At 72.4% G+C, this 16552-nt stretch carries 12 protein-coding genes and 1 pseudogene; 2 read left to right on the forward strand and 11 right to left on the reverse strand.

Annotated elements, in window-relative coordinates:
- Positions 1-171: 171 nt before the first annotated feature.
- The 4 genes from E4099_RS15810 to abc-f all read right to left on the reverse strand — a co-directional run bounded on the left by E4099_RS15810 (position 172) and on the right by abc-f (position 4314).
- Positions 172-873 carry a ribonuclease HII gene (locus E4099_RS15810; RefSeq protein WP_135339701.1) on the reverse strand — a complete coding sequence of 234 codons (702 nt, stop codon included), beginning with the start codon at positions 871-873 and terminating at the stop codon, positions 172-174.
- Positions 874-943: 70 nt separating this feature from the next.
- Positions 944-1834: an ADP-ribosylglycohydrolase family protein gene (locus E4099_RS15815; RefSeq protein WP_135339702.1), complete on the reverse strand. Its 891-nt coding sequence runs from the start codon at positions 1832-1834 to the stop codon at positions 944-946.
- 11 nt (positions 1835-1845) lie between these two features.
- The gene (locus E4099_RS15820) at positions 1846-2505 is read right to left on the reverse strand and encodes a histidine phosphatase family protein (protein ID WP_135339703.1); all 660 of its coding nucleotides are present in this window, start codon (positions 2503-2505) and stop codon (positions 1846-1848) included.
- Positions 2506-2655: 150 nt separating this feature from the next.
- On the reverse strand, positions 2656-4314 hold the full coding sequence (gene abc-f, locus E4099_RS15825; RefSeq protein ID WP_135339704.1) for a ribosomal protection-like ABC-F family protein: 1659 nt from the start codon (positions 4312-4314) through the stop codon (positions 2656-2658).
- A gap of 115 nt (positions 4315-4429) precedes the next feature.
- On the opposite strand from abc-f, the gene E4099_RS15830 reads away from it, so the two are divergent.
- The gene (locus E4099_RS15830) at positions 4430-5062 is read left to right on the forward strand and encodes a TetR/AcrR family transcriptional regulator (RefSeq protein WP_135339705.1); all 633 of its coding nucleotides are present in this window, start codon (positions 4430-4432) and stop codon (positions 5060-5062) included.
- Positions 5063-5139: 77 nt separating this feature from the next.
- Here E4099_RS15830 and E4099_RS15835 read toward each other — a convergent pair whose 3' ends face one another.
- The 4 genes from E4099_RS15835 to nrdR all read right to left on the reverse strand — a co-directional run bounded on the left by E4099_RS15835 (position 5140) and on the right by nrdR (position 10293).
- On the reverse strand, positions 5140-5751 hold the full coding sequence (locus E4099_RS15835) for a YdbC family protein (RefSeq protein WP_135339712.1): 612 nt from the start codon (positions 5749-5751) through the stop codon (positions 5140-5142).
- Between the two features lie 39 nt (positions 5752-5790).
- Positions 5791-6612, reverse strand: a complete 822-nt coding sequence (locus tag E4099_RS15840; protein ID WP_245244884.1) for an arylamine N-acetyltransferase family protein — start codon at positions 6610-6612, stop codon at positions 5791-5793.
- A 146-nt stretch (positions 6613-6758) separates the two neighbouring features.
- Positions 6759-9659 (reverse strand): vitamin B12-dependent ribonucleotide reductase, encoded by a 2901-nt coding sequence (locus E4099_RS15845; RefSeq protein ID WP_135339706.1) that lies wholly within the window; start codon positions 9657-9659, stop codon positions 6759-6761.
- A gap of 112 nt (positions 9660-9771) precedes the next feature.
- Positions 9772-10293, reverse strand: a complete 522-nt coding sequence (gene nrdR, locus E4099_RS15850) for a transcriptional regulator NrdR (RefSeq protein WP_135339707.1) — start codon at positions 10291-10293, stop codon at positions 9772-9774.
- Positions 10294-10761: 468 nt separating this feature from the next.
- On the opposite strand from nrdR, the gene lexA reads away from it, so the two are divergent.
- Positions 10762-11547: a transcriptional repressor LexA gene (lexA, locus tag E4099_RS15855; RefSeq protein WP_135339708.1), complete on the forward strand. Its 786-nt coding sequence runs from the start codon at positions 10762-10764 to the stop codon at positions 11545-11547.
- A gap of 198 nt (positions 11548-11745) precedes the next feature.
- Here the strand turns inward: lexA and E4099_RS15860 are convergent, their stop codons facing one another.
- From E4099_RS15860 to E4099_RS15870, 3 genes and pseudogenes are all read right to left on the reverse strand, one after another.
- On the reverse strand, positions 11746-13734 hold the full coding sequence (locus E4099_RS15860; protein ID WP_135339709.1) for an ATP-dependent DNA helicase: 1989 nt from the start codon (positions 13732-13734) through the stop codon (positions 11746-11748).
- Positions 13735-13804: 70 nt separating this feature from the next.
- Positions 13805-14383, reverse strand: a pseudogene (locus E4099_RS15865) (GNAT family N-acetyltransferase); the annotation flags it as partial.
- Positions 14384-14455: 72 nt separating this feature from the next.
- Positions 14456-16369, reverse strand: coding sequence for an IucA/IucC family protein (locus tag E4099_RS15870; RefSeq protein WP_245244885.1), 1914 nt, complete (start codon positions 16367-16369; stop codon positions 14456-14458).
- Positions 16370-16552 lie beyond the last annotated feature (183 nt).

Consider the following 16552-nt stretch of genomic DNA (forward strand, 5'->3'; position numbering starts at 1 on the left):
ATAAGAGACCGGGAACAGGGCGGGGGGTCGGCACGGTGCGGCCTGCGGCCGGCGTCGCGCGGGGACCCGGGACACTCTCGTGAATCTGAGGCTCCTCGGGGAAGAGAGGCATGGGTTGATATTTATCAAACGCCGGTGCGAGTCGCATCGGCGGGTGGCGGAATGGTCCGCTCAGAAGTCGAAGCCGAGTTGGCCAGCGGCTTCCATCGCAGCGGCTTGAGGGGCGCTGCGGCCCCGCTTGAGGTGCCGCCAGCGCGGCAGGGCGTCCAGGTAGGACCAGGTCAGTCGGTGGTGCGGGGTGGGCCCGAACTCCTCCAGCGCGGCGCGGTGCACCGGCGAAGGGTAACCGGCGTTGTCGCCAAAGCAGAAGTCCTGGTGGTCCACGCCCAGTTCGGCCATCATGGCGTCCCGCCGGACCTTGGCGATCACGGAGGCGGCGGCGACCACCACACAGCTCCGGTCGCCCTTGATGACCGTCCGCACCTGCCAGGGGGCGCCGAGGTAGTCGTGCTTGCCGTCCAGGATCACCGCGTCGGGCGGCACCGGAAGCAGTTCCAGGGCCCGGGTGGCCGCCAGCCGGAGTGCGGCGGTCATACCCAGCTCGTCGATCTCCTGCGGAGAGGCGTGGCCGAGCGCGTGGGCGGTGACCCAGGACTCCAACTGCCCCGCGAGCTCGGTGCGCCGCCTGGGGGTCAGCAGCTTGGAGTCGGTGAGCCCGGCGGGCGGGCGACGCAGCCCGGTGACGGCCGCGCAGACGGTGACCGGTCCCGCCCACGCGCCGCGCCCGACTTCGTCGATTCCGACGACGACGCGGGCTCCGGTGGTGGCGCGCAGAGAGCGTTCGACACGGTGAGTGGGCGGTTCGTAGGGCATGACATGAACAACACTACGCCGCCGCCTCAGGCGCCGGGTAGCCGGACCGGCGACAGCAGCCCCATGCCGCTCAGCCGGTGCCGGGCAACCAGTCCGGGAGCGGCTCGGTGCGCTCCGACCATTCGGCCGGCGGCGCTCCCGCCGGTCCGGCCGCCACCACTCCGCCGGCAATGGCGCAGGTGGTGTCGACGTCCCCGCCCACCTGCGCGGTCGTCCAGAAAAGCTCCTGGTAGGAGCCCAGGTGGCGGGCTGCGGCCCACAGCGCGAAGGGCACCGTGTCATGGGCACTGGTGCGGCGCCCGCAGCCGAGCACGGCCGCCACGGTGCCCGCGTCCTCGTAGTCGAGCATGTCGCGGGCGCGGCGCAGCCCCGCCTGTACGGCGCTGCGCGGCACCAGTGCGACCACGGCGTCCAGCAGGGCCTCCGGAGCCTTGGGGCCCACCGGGTCGGCGACCAGCGCGGCGGCGGCGGCCACCGCCATCGTTCCGGCGACGGCCTCCCGGTGCTGATGGGTGGTGTAGGCGGAGATCTCCGCCTGGTGTGTGGCCTGCTCGGCATCGCCCGCGTACCAGGCGCCGAGGGGAGCGATGCGCATGGCCGCTCCATTGCCCCAGGAACCCTCCCCGTTGAACAGGGCGGACGCCAGCTCGCGCCAGTCGCCGCCCTCCCGGACCAGTCGGAGCATGCGGTTGACGGCGGGGCCGTAGCCGCGGTCGAAGTCGTGGTGCTCGGCGAAGGACCAGGCCAGTGCGTCCTGGTCGATGCGGCCGTGCGTGGCCAGGACGGCCAGCACGGAGCAGGCCATCTCGGTGTCGTCCGTCCACTGCCAGGGCCCGGGCGGCAGCTCGCGCCGGGTCAGGGACGGGAAGTTGGCGGGCACGAAGAACTGGGAGCCGAGGGCATCTCCCACGGCCAGCCCCCGCAGGCTGGCGAGGGCGCGGGTGAAACGGTCGTCGCTCATCGCTGCGAACTCTAACCGGTGGGGCCGTACGGCTCGGGGGTACGCCATCGCTCGAAGGGCCGGTCGAGCCGGTACCGGCCGTCGTCGCCGAGCAGCAGCGCCCTGGTCTCACCGTTGTCCGGGTTCGAAAGGGACTCGAACTCGGCGACGGACCAGTGCAGCCATCGCATGCAGAACAGCCTCATGGTGAGGCCGTGGGTGACGAGCAGGACGTTCGGCGGATGGGCCGGGTCCTCGAAGCTGCGCCACAGGCTCTCCAGGAAGGCTCCCACCCGGTCGTACACATCGGCACCCGACTCCCCCTGGGCGAATCGGTAGAAGAAGTGGCCGTAGGCGTCCCGGTAGAGCTTCTGCCTGCGGACGTCCTCCCGGTCCTGCCAGTTCCCCCAGTCCTGCTCCCGCAGCCTCGGCTCCTCCCGGACCCTTGTCAGGACGGGGTCGAGGCCGAGTAGCTGCAAGGTCTCGTGGGTGCGGCGGTACGGGGAGACGTAGGCCGAGACCTGCTCCTGCCCGAACATCTCGCGCAATCGGTCCCCCGCCTCCCGGGCCTGCCGCCGCCCCAGTTCGGTCAGGTGGAGCGCATGATCGGGTTCTCGCTCGTACACCGTGTCATCGACGTTTCCCTCCGATTCGCCGTGCCGGACGAGGACGATGCGACGCGGTCGTGCCATGCGGCCACAGTAGGGCCTGTCCGTCGGGTCGGGCCCGACCGTGGATCCGTCCCGACCCTGGGCAGCTCCGGGCAGGCACCGGTGCGTACGGCCGCGGGGCGCCGCACGCCGGCAGCTGCCGCCAGCTGCCGAGCCTGCCGGGCCGCCGGTTCACCCCGCTCCGACCGGTATCGGTGCCGGTGCCGGCGCCGGCCGCGCGCCGGGGACCAGCCGCCCTCGGCGTATCTCGCAGACCCGGCCGCTGAAGCGGCTGCGCAGCGAGCGGTCGTGGGAGACCAGCACCAGTGCTCCGGACCAGCTCTCCAGCGCCCGCTCCAGCTCCTCGACCAAGTCGAGTGCCAGGTGGTTGGTCACCTCGTCGAGCAGCAGCAGGTCCGCCGGGCGAGCCAGCAACCGCGCCAGCGCCAACCGGCGGCGCTGACCGGCCGACAGCGAGCCGGTGGGCACGTGGAGGTCCCGGGCCCGGAAGAGGCCGAAGGAGAGAAGGCGCTCGGCGTGCTCCTGCGGATCGCCCGGCAGCCCTCGGCCGAAGGCGGCCAGCAGCTGCTCCCCGGGGCGGTCCACCGGAATCTCCTGGGCCAGAAAGCCGATCCGACCGCGGCGCAGCACGCGCCCCGCCTCCGGCCGCACCTGTCCGGCCATCACCCGCAGGAGGGTGGACTTGCCCGCGCCGTTCGCCCCGTGGACCAGCAGGCGCTCACCCGCCGCCACGGTGAGTCCGTCCACCGCGAGCCGGTCGGCCACGCGCACCCCGTCGAGCGCCACCAGGACGCCCTCGGTGCCGCCCGCCGCGGGCCGGGCGGCGAAGCGCAAGGGCTCCGGCGGGCGCGGGACCGGGTCCTCGGTGAGCCGGCGCAACCGCTCCTGTGCGTTTCGCACCCGGCTGGAGACGGATGCCTGGACCCGGCCCTTGTCGCGGTCGTAGGCCATCTTGTTGCCGTCCTTGCGGGCCCTTCCGGGGGCCACCCGCTGCGCGGTGCCGGCGGCGGTCTCGGCCAGCGCCGCGGTCTGGGCGCACCACTGCTCGTACGCCTGCTCCCATCGGTGGCGGGCCGCGGCCTTCTCGGCCATGTACCCGGCGTATCCGCCGCCGTAGCGGACCAGGGTGCGGCGGTCGGCGTCCAGCTCGACGATCGCGGTGGCCACCCGCTCCAGGAAGACCCGGTCGTGGGAGACCGTGACCACGGTGCCGGGGTGGGCCCGCAGCGCGTCCTCCAGCCAGGTGAGGGTGGAGCCGTCCAGATGGTTGGTCGGCTCGTCGAGCAGCAGCACCTCGGGCACGGCGGCGATCAGGCAGGCCAGGCCCAGCCGGGCCTGCTCGCCCCCGGAGAGGCTGCCCAGCGCCCGGTCCCTGCCCAGGTGCGCCACTCCCAGACCGTGCAGGGCCTTGTCGACCCGGGCGTCGGCCTCGTAGCCGCCGCGCGCCTCGAAGGCGGTGAGCAGCTCACCATAGGCGGTCAGCGTCTCCGGTCCGGCGCCGGCCAGCTGTCGCTCCAGCTCCCGCAGCCGCCGCTCCATGGTTCTGAACTCGGCCAGCGCCGCGTCGATGGCGTCCGCGACGGTCTGGTCGGGAGGCAGCCGGGGAGTCTGGGCCAGGTGGCCGGCGCCGCCGTCCGCCAGGGTCACGACCTCGCCTTCGTCAGGGGAGATCTCCCCGGCGAGCAACCGGAGCAGGGTGGACTTGCCCGCGCCGTTCTCCCCCACGACGCCGACGCGCTCGCCGGGCCGGACGGAGAAGGTCACGTCGTCGAGCAGCAGCCGGTCGCCACGGGACATGGTCACCCCGCGCAGGGAGAGTTGGGTGGGCATGAGCGAACCTCCGGAGCAGGGCGTCATCACCAAAGAACAACGACAACAAATGCAACCGATGTTGCGTTACCCTTACGATGACACAGACCGTCCACTAACGCAACGGGAGTAGCAGTTGACTGCGGAATCCGCTCCCCCGGCGCCGGGCACCGTCCGCCCCGGCGGACGCACCGCCCGCACCCGGTCCGCCGTCCGGGACGCCGTCCTCACCGGGCTCGGCGAGCACGGCTACCCGGGGCTGACCGTCGAATACGTCGCCGAGCACTCCGGCGTGCACAAGACCACCCTCTACCGGCGCTGGGGAGGTGTGGAGGGGCTGGTCGCCGACGCCCTCGACCTGGCGGGAGAGGACAGCTGGGCACCGCCGGACACCGGCAGCCTGGCCGGCGATCTCCGGGCGCTGGCCCACGAGGTGGTCGAGACCTTCGGTGCCCCGGCGCGGGCCGCCGCGCCCACGGCCTTCGTCGCGGCGGCCTTCCAGTCCGAGCGCGCGGCGGGGGCACTTCGCGCCTTCTACGCCGAGCGGTTCGCGCGCTGCGCGCCGATACTGCGGCGCGCGGTGGAGCGCGGCGAGCTGCCGCCGGGCAGCGATGCGGGGGCGGTCGCCCGCGCGGTGTCGGCGCCGCTGTTCTTCCGCGCCCTGGTCACCCGCGAGCCGCTCGAGGCCGCACACGCCGACCAGGCAGCGGCCGCCGCGCTCGCGGCGCTGCGGGCCGGGGTGTACCGGTCGGCGGACGAGCCGGAATGAGCCGCCGGGACCCGGGCAGCGGGCCACCCGGGCCCCGGCCGGGCGGGCAGGAGCCCGCCGGGCCCTCGGGGCTCCGGCTACTGCACGACCGTCCAGGAGGGCTCGAGGTTCACCACATCGCCGGCGATCGCGGCCACATCCGCCTCGATCTGGGCGCGCAGGGCGAGGCGCTCCACCCGCTCGGCGCGGTACTTTCCGTGCTCGGCCGTCGAGTTCCACATCGACAGCACCAGGAACTCGTTCCCCGCGGCCTCCCCGAAGGAGCCGCGCAGCATGCCCGGTGAGCCGGCCATGGCCGGGTTCCACACCTTCTCCTGCATGTGCACGAAGTGCTCCACCCGGTCCTCATGCACCCGGCAGTGCGCCACCCGCACCACATCCGCCTCGGTGAACTTCGGCTCGAAGCCGACCTTCACATCGAACCGGTGCTCGAAGAGCCGCACCTGGCCGTCCTTGAACGTGCCCGACTGCGCCGCGGCCAGCCGGTCGTGCGAGCGCGCCATGAAGGAGTCGTAGAACGCGCGGCTCTCCCAGAAGCTGAATATGTGGGCCACCGACTCACGGCGCTGGCTCCAGCCGCCACCCTGCGCCCGGAACCCCGGCTCACCGGGCAACCCCGCCCACTTCCGCTGCCCGCGTTCGAAGCCTCGGCGGTCGACCACGGTGCAGCGAATCCACTTGACCAGCACCGCGCTATCGTACGGCCCCACCCGGCTCCCTCGGGCCTGTCAGAAGAAGCTCTTCTCCAGCATCGCGAGATCCTCGGCCGCCAGTTCGATGCCGAAGATCTCCCGCAGCAGGGCTCCCAACTCGGTGGCCGGCACCACACGCTCCTGGGCGGTGCCGTCGGGGTGGGTGATCGTCAGCAGGGGCCCCACCAGGCTGCGCCGCGTTCCGGGCGCGGTCCGCTGCACCACCGGCCGGGCGACGAACGGCGAGTGCGGATGGGTGGCTATGTAGTGGTTCATCACCGTGTAGTCGACCGGGTAGCGCTCCTCCAGCGTGAAGGAGTAGAGGTCGAACCAGCCCTCCGGATGCAGAGAGCGCAGTATCCGCACCCCGTGGTCCGCGGTGGTGAGGCCGAAGGTCCACTCCCCCTGCCTGACCTCGACGCCGTCGCGGAACAGCATCGGTTCCAGCAGCCCCTCGGCACCGAATCCGACGTCCGCCAGCCACTCCTGGCCGTCCGCCGCGATCTTCAGCAGCATATGGGTGACGGCGCGCGGCCGGTCGCTGCCCATCCGGATGCGCGCCCCGAGCCCGGTGAAGGAGAAGCCGATCCGCTCCAGGGCCGCGGCGAACAGCAGGTTCTGCTCGTAGCAGTAGCCCCCGCGCGGACCCCGCACCATCTTGTCCTGGAGCGCCGTGACGTCCAGGACGATGGGGCGGCCCAGCATGATCTCCAGGTTCTCGAACGGAAACGCGGCCACATGCCCGCGGTGTACCGCGCGCAGGGTCGCCAGATCCGGCCTGGCCTCTCCCCGGAAGCCGATCCGGGCCAGATAGGCGTCGAGGTCCAGGCCCCCGCCGCCCCACATCGTCCGCCGCACGCGTCCTCCGTCTCCCCGATCCGCCACGTGCCGGCGCCATCCTGCCAAACTCCGGGCGCACGCGAGGCGGGGGAGCCGCGCAGTGCGACTCCCCCGCCTCGGTGCGGTGGTTCACCGGTGGGTCGGGCCACCGGTGGGGCGACCGGTCAGCTGCACCCGCTGGTGGAGCCGCAGCCCTCGCAGATGTAGCAGCTGCCCGCGCGCTGCATCTTGGTGCCGCAGGAGAAGCAGAGCGGGGCGTCGGCGCTGATGCCCAGCTGCATCTCGACCAGCTCCGCCGAGGTGTGCGCCTCCCGGGGCGCCGGGGCGGCCACCGGCTCCGGCTTGGGGCCGGCGACGGCCTTGGGCGGCTCGGTCTGCCGCGGGGCGGACTGGGCCAGGCCCTCGACGTCCAGCTCCTCGTCGGTCGGCTCGTAGGAGCCGGTCTCCAGGTGGCGCTGACGCTCCTCGGCCGAGTGGATGCCGAGCGCGGAGCGGGTCTCGAAGGGCAGGAAGTCCAGCGCCAGGCGGCGGAAGATGTAGTCGACGATCGACTGCGCCATCCGCACGTCCGGGTCGTCGGTCATGCCGGCCGGCTCGAAGCGCATGTTGGTGAACTTCGAGACGTAGGTCTCCAGCGGCACGCCGTACTGCAGACCCACCGAGACCGCGATCGAGAAGGCGTCCATCATGCCCGCGAGGGTCGAACCCTGCTTGGACATCTTCAGGAAGACCTCGCCCAGACCGTCGTCCGGGTAGGAGTTGGCCGTCATGTACCCCTCGGCCCCACCCACCGTGAAGGAGGTGGTGATGCCCGGGCGGCCCTTGGGGAGGCGCTTGCGGACCGGACGGTACTCGACGACCTTCTCGACCGCCGCGCGGATGGTCCCCTCCGCCTTCTCGGCGGCCTTGTCCGCTTCCTTCTCCTTCTTCTTGGCGGAGAGCGGCTGGCCCACCTTGCAGTTGTCGCGGTAGATCGCCAGGGCCTTGACGCCCATCTTCCACGCCTCGAAGTAGATCTCCTCGACCTCTTCGACGGTGGCGCTCTCGGGCATGTTGACCGTCTTGGACAGCGCGCCGGAGATCCACGGCTGGATCGCGGCCATCATCCGGACGTGCCCCATCGGGGAGATGGAGCGCTCGCCCATCGCGCAGTCGAACACCTCGTAGTGCTCGCTCTTCAGGCCGGGCGCGTCGACGACATTGCCGTGCTCGGCGATGTGGGCGACGATCGCCTCCACCTGCTCGGCCTGGTAGCCGAGACGACGCAGGGCCTGCGGCACCGTGCCGTTGACGATCTGCATCGAGCCGCCGCCGACCAGCTTCTTGAACTTCACCAGCGCCAGGTCGGGCTCCAGGCCGGTGGTGTCGCAGCCCATCGCCAGACCGATGGTGCCGGTGGGCGCGATCACGCTGGCCTGGGAGTTGCGGAAGCCGTTCTTGGCGCCCAGGCGCAGCACGTCCTGCCACGCCTCGGTGGCCGCGGCCCAGATCGGGGTGTCCAGGTCGTCCATCCGCGTGGCGGCGGCGTTGGCGTCCGCGTGCTGCTTCATCACACGCTGGTGCGGCTCGGCGTTGCGCGCGTACCCGTCGTACGGGCCGACGACGGCCGCCAGCTCGGCGGAGCGCCGGTAGGAGGTACCGGTCATCAGGGAGGTGATGGCCCCGGCGAGCGCCCGGCCCCCCTCACTGTCGTACGCGTGGCCGGTGGCCATCAGCAGCGCGCCGAGGTTGGCGTAGCCGATGCCCAGCTGGCGGAAGGCGCGGGTGTTCTCGCCGATCTTCTGGGTGGGGAAGTCGGCGAAGCAGATGGAGATGTCCATCGCGGTGATGACCAGCTCGACGACCTTGGCGAAGCGCTCGGCGTCGAAGGCCTGGTGCCCCTGGCCGTCGTCCTTGAGGAACTTCATCAGGTTCAGCGAGGCGAGGTTGCACGAGGTGTTGTCCAGGTGCATGTACTCGCTGCACGGGTTCGACGCGGTGATCCGGCCGGACTCCGGGCACGTGTGCCACCGGTTGATGGTGTCGTCGTACTGGATGCCGGGGTCGGCGCAGGCCCAGGCGGCCTCGGCCATCTTCCGGAACAGTCCCTTGGCGTCGACCTCCTCGATGACCTCTCCGGTCATCCGGGCGCGCAGCCCGAAGGTGCCGCCGGTCTCGACCGCCTTCATGAACTCGTCGTTGACCCGGACGGAGTTGTTGGCGTTCTGGTACTGGACGGAGGTGATGTCATCGCCGCCCAGGTCCATGTCGAAGCCCGCGTCGCGCAGCGCGCGGATCTTCTCCTCTTCCTTGACCTTGGTCTCGATGAAGTCCTCGATGTCGGGGTGGTCGACGTCGAGCACGACCATCTTGGCGGCCCGGCGGGTGGCGCCGCCGGACTTGATGGTGCCCGCGGAGGCGTCCGCGCCCCGCATGAAGGAGACCGGGCCGGAGGCGTTCCCCCCGGAGGACAGCAGCTCCTTGCTGGAGCGGATCCGGGAGAGGTTCAGGCCGGCGCCGGAGCCGCCCTTGAAGATCATCCCCTCTTCCTTGTACCAGTCGAGGATCGACTCCATGGAGTCGTCGACGGAGAGGATGAAGCAGGCGCTGACCTGCTGCGGCTGCGGGGTGCCGACGTTGAACCAGACCGGCGAGTTGAAGCTGAAGACCTGGTGCAGCAGGGCGTAGGCGAGCTCGTGCTCGAAGATCTCCGCGTCGGCCGGGGAGGCGAAGTAGCCGTGGTCCTCGCCGGCCTTCCGGTACGTCTGCACGATCCGGTCGATGAGCTGCTTGAGGCCGGTCTCGCGCTGCGGGGTGCCGACCGCGCCGCGGAAGTACTTGCTGGTGACGATGTTGACCGCGTTCACCGACCAGAAGTCGGGGAACTCGACGCCGCGCTGCTCGAAGTTGACCGAGCCGTCGCGCCAGTTGGTCATGACGACGTCACGGCGCTCCCAGACCACCTCGTCGTACGGGTGCACTCCGGGGGTGGTGTGGATGCGCTCGATACGCATGCCCTGCCGGGCTCCCGCCTTGCCGCCCTTGGAGCGGGAGCCTCGCGCGGGGCCGCTCGTCGTCTCTGTCATTCCGCCTCCCAGTACTGGCGAAAACGCCCTGAAGTGCCGGAAATCTTCCCGGCACGGTGTTGTGTTCCTTCGCCCGCGCGACTGCGCGCCCGGGCACGTTTGCTTCCGCCGCTCAGTCGGCGGTGACGGGCGCGGGGGCCGCCGCGGCCCCATCGGCGCCGGACCCGCTCGCGGCGGGCGCGGGGGGCCGCTGCTGCGCACGCAGCTCGGCGACCGCCGCTTCGAAGTCCTCCAGCGAGTCGAACGCCTGGTAGACAGACGCGAAGCGCAGGTAGGCCACGAGGTCGAGCTCCTTGAGTGGGCCCAGTATGGCCAGCCCGACGTCATGGGTGGACAGCTCGGCGCTGCCGGTGGCGCGCACCGCCTCCTCGACCCGCTGACCGAGCTGCGCCAGCGCGTCCTCGGTGACGGGCCGCCCCTGGCATGCCTTGCGGACCCCCGAGATGACCTTGTTGCGGCTGAAGGGCTCGGTGACCCCGCTCCGCTTGATCACCATCAGGGACGCCGTCTCCACGGTGGTGAAGCGCCGGGAGCAGTCCGGGCACTGGCGACGTCTGCGGATCGAGCAGCCGTCGTCCGTGGTCCGGCTGTCGACGACCCGGCTGTCGGGGTGCCTGCAGAAGGGGCAGTGCACGGTCTCCCACCCTTCGTTTCACCCACGAGAACTACGTCGACGCCGTATGCGCCCGGGTGCACCGGGGTACGGCCGATAACACCGGCGAGCCCATGGAGGCGCCCTTCCGGAGTAGCCCCAAGCATAGGCGACGCCGGGGGCCTGGATTCACGCGGACCACTACCCGTAGGTGATCTATGTCCGCCCGACCACAAGATGTGGTGCCGGAAATCAACCGGCGCCACAGGCGTGTCGCGCCACGGGGGCAGCCACGAGGGTACGCGAAGCGACCCGGTCACCGATCCGCGGGGGAGCGGGTGCCACACTGGACGCGAACCGACACACCGGATCACATCCGGCCTATACACCCGATCCCATGTTCGCGTCAGCCTTTCTGCGATATTTCACTCGAACGTGTGTTTGGCGCAACCTTTCGAAAGCAACTACCGTTGACCAACCAGGGAGAACAATTCGAGAGGGGCCGACGACGTGACCACCACCACAGACAGCGCCACCATCACCGCCCAGGACCGCTCCCAGAGTCGACTCGAACGCACGCACACGATGGATGACGCAGCCACGAACTCCGAGGGTGCCAAGCCCACACGCTCGCTCCCAGGCCGCCCTCCAGGGATCCGCGCCGACAGCTCCGGCCTCACCGATCGGCAGCGGCGGGTCATCGAGGTGATCCGGGACTCGGTGCAGCGCCGCGGCTACCCTCCGTCCATGCGCGAGATCGGCCAGGCGGTGGGCCTGTCCAGCACGTCGTCGGTCGCCCACCAGCTGATGGCCCTGGAGCGCAAGGGCTTCCTCCGCCGCGACCCGCACCGCCCCCGGGCCTACGAGGTGCGCGGCTCCGACCAGCCCAGCGCGCAGCCCACCGACACCGCGGGCAAGCCCGCCGCCTCCTACGTTCCCCTGGTCGGCCGGATCGCGGCGGGTGGCCCGATCCTGGCCGAGGAGTCGGTCGAGGACGTCTTCCCGCTCCCCCGCCAGCTGGTGGGTGACGGTGAGCTCTTCGTCCTCAAGGTCGTCGGCGACTCCATGATCGAGGCGGCGATCTGCGACGGCGACTGGGTCACGGTACGCCGGCAGCCGGTCGCGGAGAACGGCGACATCGTGGCCGCCATGCTGGACGGCGAGGCCACGGTCAAGCGGTTCAAGCGGGAGGACGGCCATGTCTGGCTGCTTCCGCACAACGCGTCCTACCAGCCCATCCCTGGCGACGAGGCCACCATCCTGGGCAAGGTGGTCGCGGTGCTACGGCGCGTCTGAGGACACGCCTGACGACGGGCCCCGGGACCACTGCGCCGGTTCCGGGGCTCACCTCTCTCCGGAGCCGCCGCCTCCGGCTGCCCCGGCCCTGTCCCTGCCGGCCCGGCGTCGATCCGCGGCGCCGAGCCCGGGTCCCTCTCTCCGGCCGACTCTCTGGCCCGCTCTCTCCCGGCCTGACCGAGGCCGGCGCCTGAGCGGCTAGGAAGCCGTCTTGGCCGCCGCGTCGATGGCGGCGAGCGAGCGGCGCACCTGGTTGCGGTCGGTGGTGTACCAGAAGTCCGGCATCGAAGCCCGCAGGAAGCTCCCGTAGCGGGCGCGGTCCAGCCGCGGATCGAGCACCGCGACCACGCCCCGGTCGCCCGAGGCGCGCACCAGGCGCCCCGCACCCTGCGCCATCAGCAGTGCCGCATGGGTGGCCGCCACCGCCATGAAGCCGTTGCCGCCGCCCTCCTCGACCGCCTTCTGCCGGGCGCTCATCAGCGGGTCGTCCGGGCGCGGGAAGGGGATGCGGTCCATGACCACCAGCTGGCAGCTGGGGCCGGGCACATCCACTCCCTGCCACAGCGACAGGGTGCCGAACAGACAGGTGCCCGGGTCGGCCGCGAAGGCCCGGATCAGCTCACCCAGGGTGTCCTCGCCCTGCAGCAGGATCGGGTTGTCCAGCCTGCCGCGCAGTTCCTCCGCCGCCGCCTGGGCGGCCCGCATCGAGGAGAACAGCCCCAGGGTGCGGCCTCCGGCGGCCTCCACCAGCTCGGCCAGCTCGTCCATCATGTCCCCGCGGCTGCCCTCCCGCCCGGGCTGGGCGAGGTGCTTGGCCACATAGAGGATTCCCTGCTTGGGGTAGTCGAAGGGCGAGCCGACGTCGATGCCCTTCCACTCCGGGGCGTCCGGACCACCGGTGCCCTCCGGGGCGAGGCCCAGCGAGGCCGCCACACCGTTGAAGTCACCGCCCAGCTTGAGGGTGGCCGAGGTCAGCACCACCGAGCGCTCATGGAAGAGCTTCTCCCGCAGCAGCCCGGACACCGAGAGCGGTGCGACCCGCAGCGAGGCTCCACCGGGGCGGAACGCTCCGCCGCGGGCGTCGTTCCGCTCGTACCAGACCACGTCGTACTCGGAGCCCTGCACAATGCGCTCGGCCACCGCGTGGATGCTCTCCACCGAGGCCAGCGCCTGCTTGCGGACGGCGTCCTCGTCCTGCACGGATGCGTCACGGGTGGCGCCGATGGCCGAGATGACCGTGCGGCAGGCGTCCCGCAGCGCCGTCAGGGCGTAGCCGAGGTCCTCAGGGATCTCCTCCAGACGGCCGGGCAGGGCCAGCTCCATCAGCCGCTCGAAGGTCTCGGCAGCGGTCTGCAGCGCGTCCGCCGCCTTCTCGTTGACCAGCTTGGCGGCCCGGCGCACGGCACGGTTGACCTGCCCGGGGGTGAGCTCGCCGGTGGCGGCACCGGTGACCCGGGAGACCAGCTCATGCGCCTCGTCGATGATCAGCACCTCGTGGCTGGGCAGCACCGGGGCGCCCTCGATGGCGTCGATCGCCAGCAGCGCGTGGTTGGTGACGACCACATCGGCCAGCTTGGCCCGCTCACGGGCGGCCTCGGCGAAGCACTCGGCTCCGTAGGCGCACTTGGAGGCGCCCAGGCACTCCCGGGAGGTGACCGAGACCTGGGACCAGGCGCGGTCGGAGACGCCGGGCGTGAGGTCGTCCCGGTCGCCGGTCTCCGTCTCGTCGGCCCAGTCCCGCATGCGCAGCAGGTCCTTGCCCAGCTTGCTGGTGGGGCCGGCGGACTCGAAGGCGTCGAAGAGCCCGTCCTCCTCCTCGCTCGGCACGCCTTCGTGCAGCCGGTGCAGGCAGAGGTAGTTCGACCGGCCCTTGAGCATGGCGAACTGCGGGCGGCGGCGCAGCAGCGGGTGCAGCGCCTCCACCGTGCGGGGCAGGTCGCGCTCGACCAGCTGGCGCTGGAGCGCGAGGGTGGCGGTGGCCACGACGACCCGCTCCCCCTGGGCCAGGGCCGGGACCAGGTAGCCCAGCGACTTTCCGGTGCCGGTGCCGGCCTGCACCAGCAGGTGCGCGTTGTCGTCGATGACCGTGGCGACGGCCTCGGCCATGGCCGCCTGGCCGGGGCGCTCCGAGCCGCCGACGGCGGCGACGGCGGCGTGCAGGAGCTCGGAGAGGGAGGGCTTCGTCATAGCGTCACCAGCCTACGGGGCCGCACTGACACCGCGGGCCGCACCAGGGAAAACGAGCCGGATCCCGGACTCACAGCAGATGGCGCAGGGCACGGTCGCGGATGAGCAGCCCGGCCTGCTTGTCGGGCAGCTCCAGCTCGGCACCGAAGCGGAAGCCCGCGTTCAGGAAGGCCGCGATGGAGGGGACGTTGCGCAGGTCCGGCTCGGCGACCACCCGTGCGCAGCCGGGCCGCTGGTCCAGGACGAGATCGGCGACGGCGCGCAGCAGCAGGCTGCCCAGACCGCGCCCCCGCCCGGGTACCTCTCCGATCAGCAGGTGCACTCCGGTGTCCTGCGGTCGCGCCGGGTAGTGGCGGGCCAGCGGGTCGAGGTCGGCTCGGTAGATCTCCCAGTAGCTCATCGGCACGCCCTCCAGGACACCCAGGCAGGGGACGCTGCGGCCGTCGCCCTCGAGCTGTGTCCTCAGGTGTTTCTCGGTGAGGTGCTCGGGCCCGTCCAGATGCCAGAAGGCGGCGACCGCGGGGTCGTTCATCCAGCGGGTGATCAGCTCCAGGTCCCGCTCCACCCGGACCGGTACCAGCTGGAAGACGCCCGCGCCGGTGCCCACCGGGCCCCAGCCGGGGAGGTCGTCGAGCAGGTCCGGGCCGGCGCCAGGGCAGCGGCCCGGGCCCAGCTGCTCCGCGGTGAGCGGGACCGCCTGGCCGAGCGGCCGACTGCGCGGTCAGCAGGCATCGCCGGCCAGCGGGTTGGCGATGGTGACGTAGACGGACTGGGTGTCCACCGGACCGACGAGTTCGTCCAAGCCGTGCAGCCGGGTCAGCAGATTGGCCTTGCAGCGCAGGGTGGGCTCGGTCAGCAGCCGGTCGGGCAGGGTGGACGCCCCGCCCGCCGACGAGCCGGCGGCCTGCCCGAGGAAGCGCCGGAAGGCGGCCAGCAGCACCGCCTCGTCGGCCAGCCGCTGCGAGCCGAACGCCCCGATCAGCCCGAGGACGTTGTTGACGCCCAGGTAGTAGGCGAATCGCTCATCGGCGACCGGGTCGGGGACGAAGGTGTCGCTGCGCTCCCCGATACCGGGCAGGCTCCGTGCCAGCCGGTCGCGGGCGGATTCGCGGAAGTAGTAGCCCTGGTTGTCGCGGTAGCGCCCGCCGGCCGGCCATCCCTCGGGGTCCAGCAGGACCACGGTGTTCTGCTGGTGGGCTTCCAGGGCGATGCCGGCCTCCCCGTCCAGCCAGAGCAGCGGGGTGAGGACGGCGCGCAGGTAGCGCAGGAACCACTCGGTCGCGACCGCCTGCCGCGGCCGTCCGGTGCGGGCCGTGAGCCCCTCGATCAGCCGGGCGAGCCGGGACCGGGGCTCTCCACCGCCGGGTGGCGGGACCGGGGAGACCAGACCGGCCAGGCACACGGCCCGGTCCGCGGGCCCGAAGGGGTTGTGGCGGATCACCACGTCGACACCGGCGAGCGGGGTGCCGTCCGGCGCGTCGACGGCCAACCAGGCCGGGTCCCGCACGATGTCGAAGCCGGGTCCCTGGGGGCAGGCCGCCCGCCATCGCGTGAACAGGCCGGCGCGCAGCAGCCGGTGGACCTCCACGCCGCGGTGGAGTTCCTTGCGCAGGTTCTCCCGCCGCGAGTTGGTGATCCGTACGCCCAGCGAGAGCTTGAGCATCGCCGGCGCGGTGGACCGGTAGACGGTGCGCACCGAGGAGGTCGGGTACCAGCTCGGCCCGTGGGGGCCGAGGTCGCGCAGCATCCCGGCGTCGAACAGCGCGGCGGCCTCCGGGCGCAGCCGGAGCTCCCGGGCCTGCCAGGGGTGCAGCGGCAGCGGGACGGTGCCGTCCGGCAGTGCGGGAAGGTCCTCGCACAGCGAGCGGACCAGCCGCTCGGCGGGCACCGGGCGGCCTCGCTCGGTCCAGGCGGACTCGCCGGCCAGTACGGCGCGGTCGACGGCCAGCCAGTGCAGCGGGAAGCGGCCCCGCAGCTCGGGGGAGAAGTCCCGGGCCTCGGTCTCGGTGATCCCCTCCCGGCTCTTGGGGGTGGGGTGGAAGGGGTGGCCGAAGACCAGGGACTGCTCGGCCGCCAGGAACTCCCCCGCCTCCTCGGCAGCGGTCGGGGCGGCACGGCGCTCGGTGAGGAAGCCGGTGACGCGCCGCGCCGAGTCGGCGACCCGGCCGACGAGTTCGGCCTGCGCGCCGGGTGCTGCCGAGGCTCCACGGGGCGCGGCGGGCTCGGGACGGCGCACGGCGGCGGTGTGCGCGGCTCCCGCCACGACGGCGGCGCGGCCGGCGGCCGGGGCGGCGCCGGCCCCCGCGGCACCGACCGGGGGGCGGCGGGCGGCGGGCGTTCCGCAGGCGGCCTCGCGCCCGAGCAGCGCGGCCAGCGTGACGGCGTCCAGCGGCGGCGTCCGCGGCGGACGGTGCTCCAGCACCGGGCGGCCGAAGCGGTGCCACCCGGTGGCCGACCAGTAGCGGACGGGCACCCGCAGCACCAGCTGGCAGGCGGTCAGCACGATGCGCAGGCTGTCGCCGTGCGGGCGCGGCAGGCCGGTCTCCCGCACCCAGCAGCGCAGCAGGTTCTCGGTGGCCGCGGCGTCGGCCGCCGAGGCCGGGTCGGACTCGGGTGCCGGATCCGGCTCGCGCACCGGGTCGGGAGCCTGTGCCGTGGCGGGCCGGTGCGCGCCCTCCGCGCGCCGCGCCCGCCCGACCCGCTGCGCCGGCCCGGCCTCCCGATCCCCGCCGGTGGCCGCCTCCGGGGCGCGCCGTGCCTGGCGCGGTGCGGAGGTCCGGGCGGCGGCGAAGGCGGCGGCGGCGATGGCTGGCTCTTA

It is taken from the genome of Streptomyces palmae, from assembly GCF_004684805.1.
Lineage (GTDB): Bacteria > Actinomycetota > Actinomycetes > Streptomycetales > Streptomycetaceae > Streptomyces > Streptomyces palmae.

Coding starts and splice junctions, on each gene's coding strand:
- E4099_RS15815 (WP_135339702.1), bottom strand. CDS start 1,834: ATGAGCGACGACCGTTTCACCCGCGCCCTCGCCAGCCTGCGGGGGCTG.
- E4099_RS15810 (WP_135339701.1), bottom strand. CDS start 873: ATGCCCTACGAACCGCCCACTCACCGTGTCGAACGCTCTCTGCGCGCC.
- E4099_RS15820 (WP_135339703.1), bottom strand. CDS start 2,505: ATGGCACGACCGCGTCGCATCGTCCTCGTCCGGCACGGCGAATCGGAG.
- E4099_RS15860 (WP_135339709.1), bottom strand. CDS start 13,734: ATGACGAAGCCCTCCCTCTCCGAGCTCCTGCACGCCGCCGTCGCCGCC.
- E4099_RS15845 (WP_135339706.1), bottom strand. CDS start 9,659: ATGACAGAGACGACGAGCGGCCCCGCGCGAGGCTCCCGCTCCAAGGGC.
- abc-f (WP_135339704.1), bottom strand. CDS start 4,314: ATGCCCACCCAACTCTCCCTGCGCGGGGTGACCATGTCCCGTGGCGAC.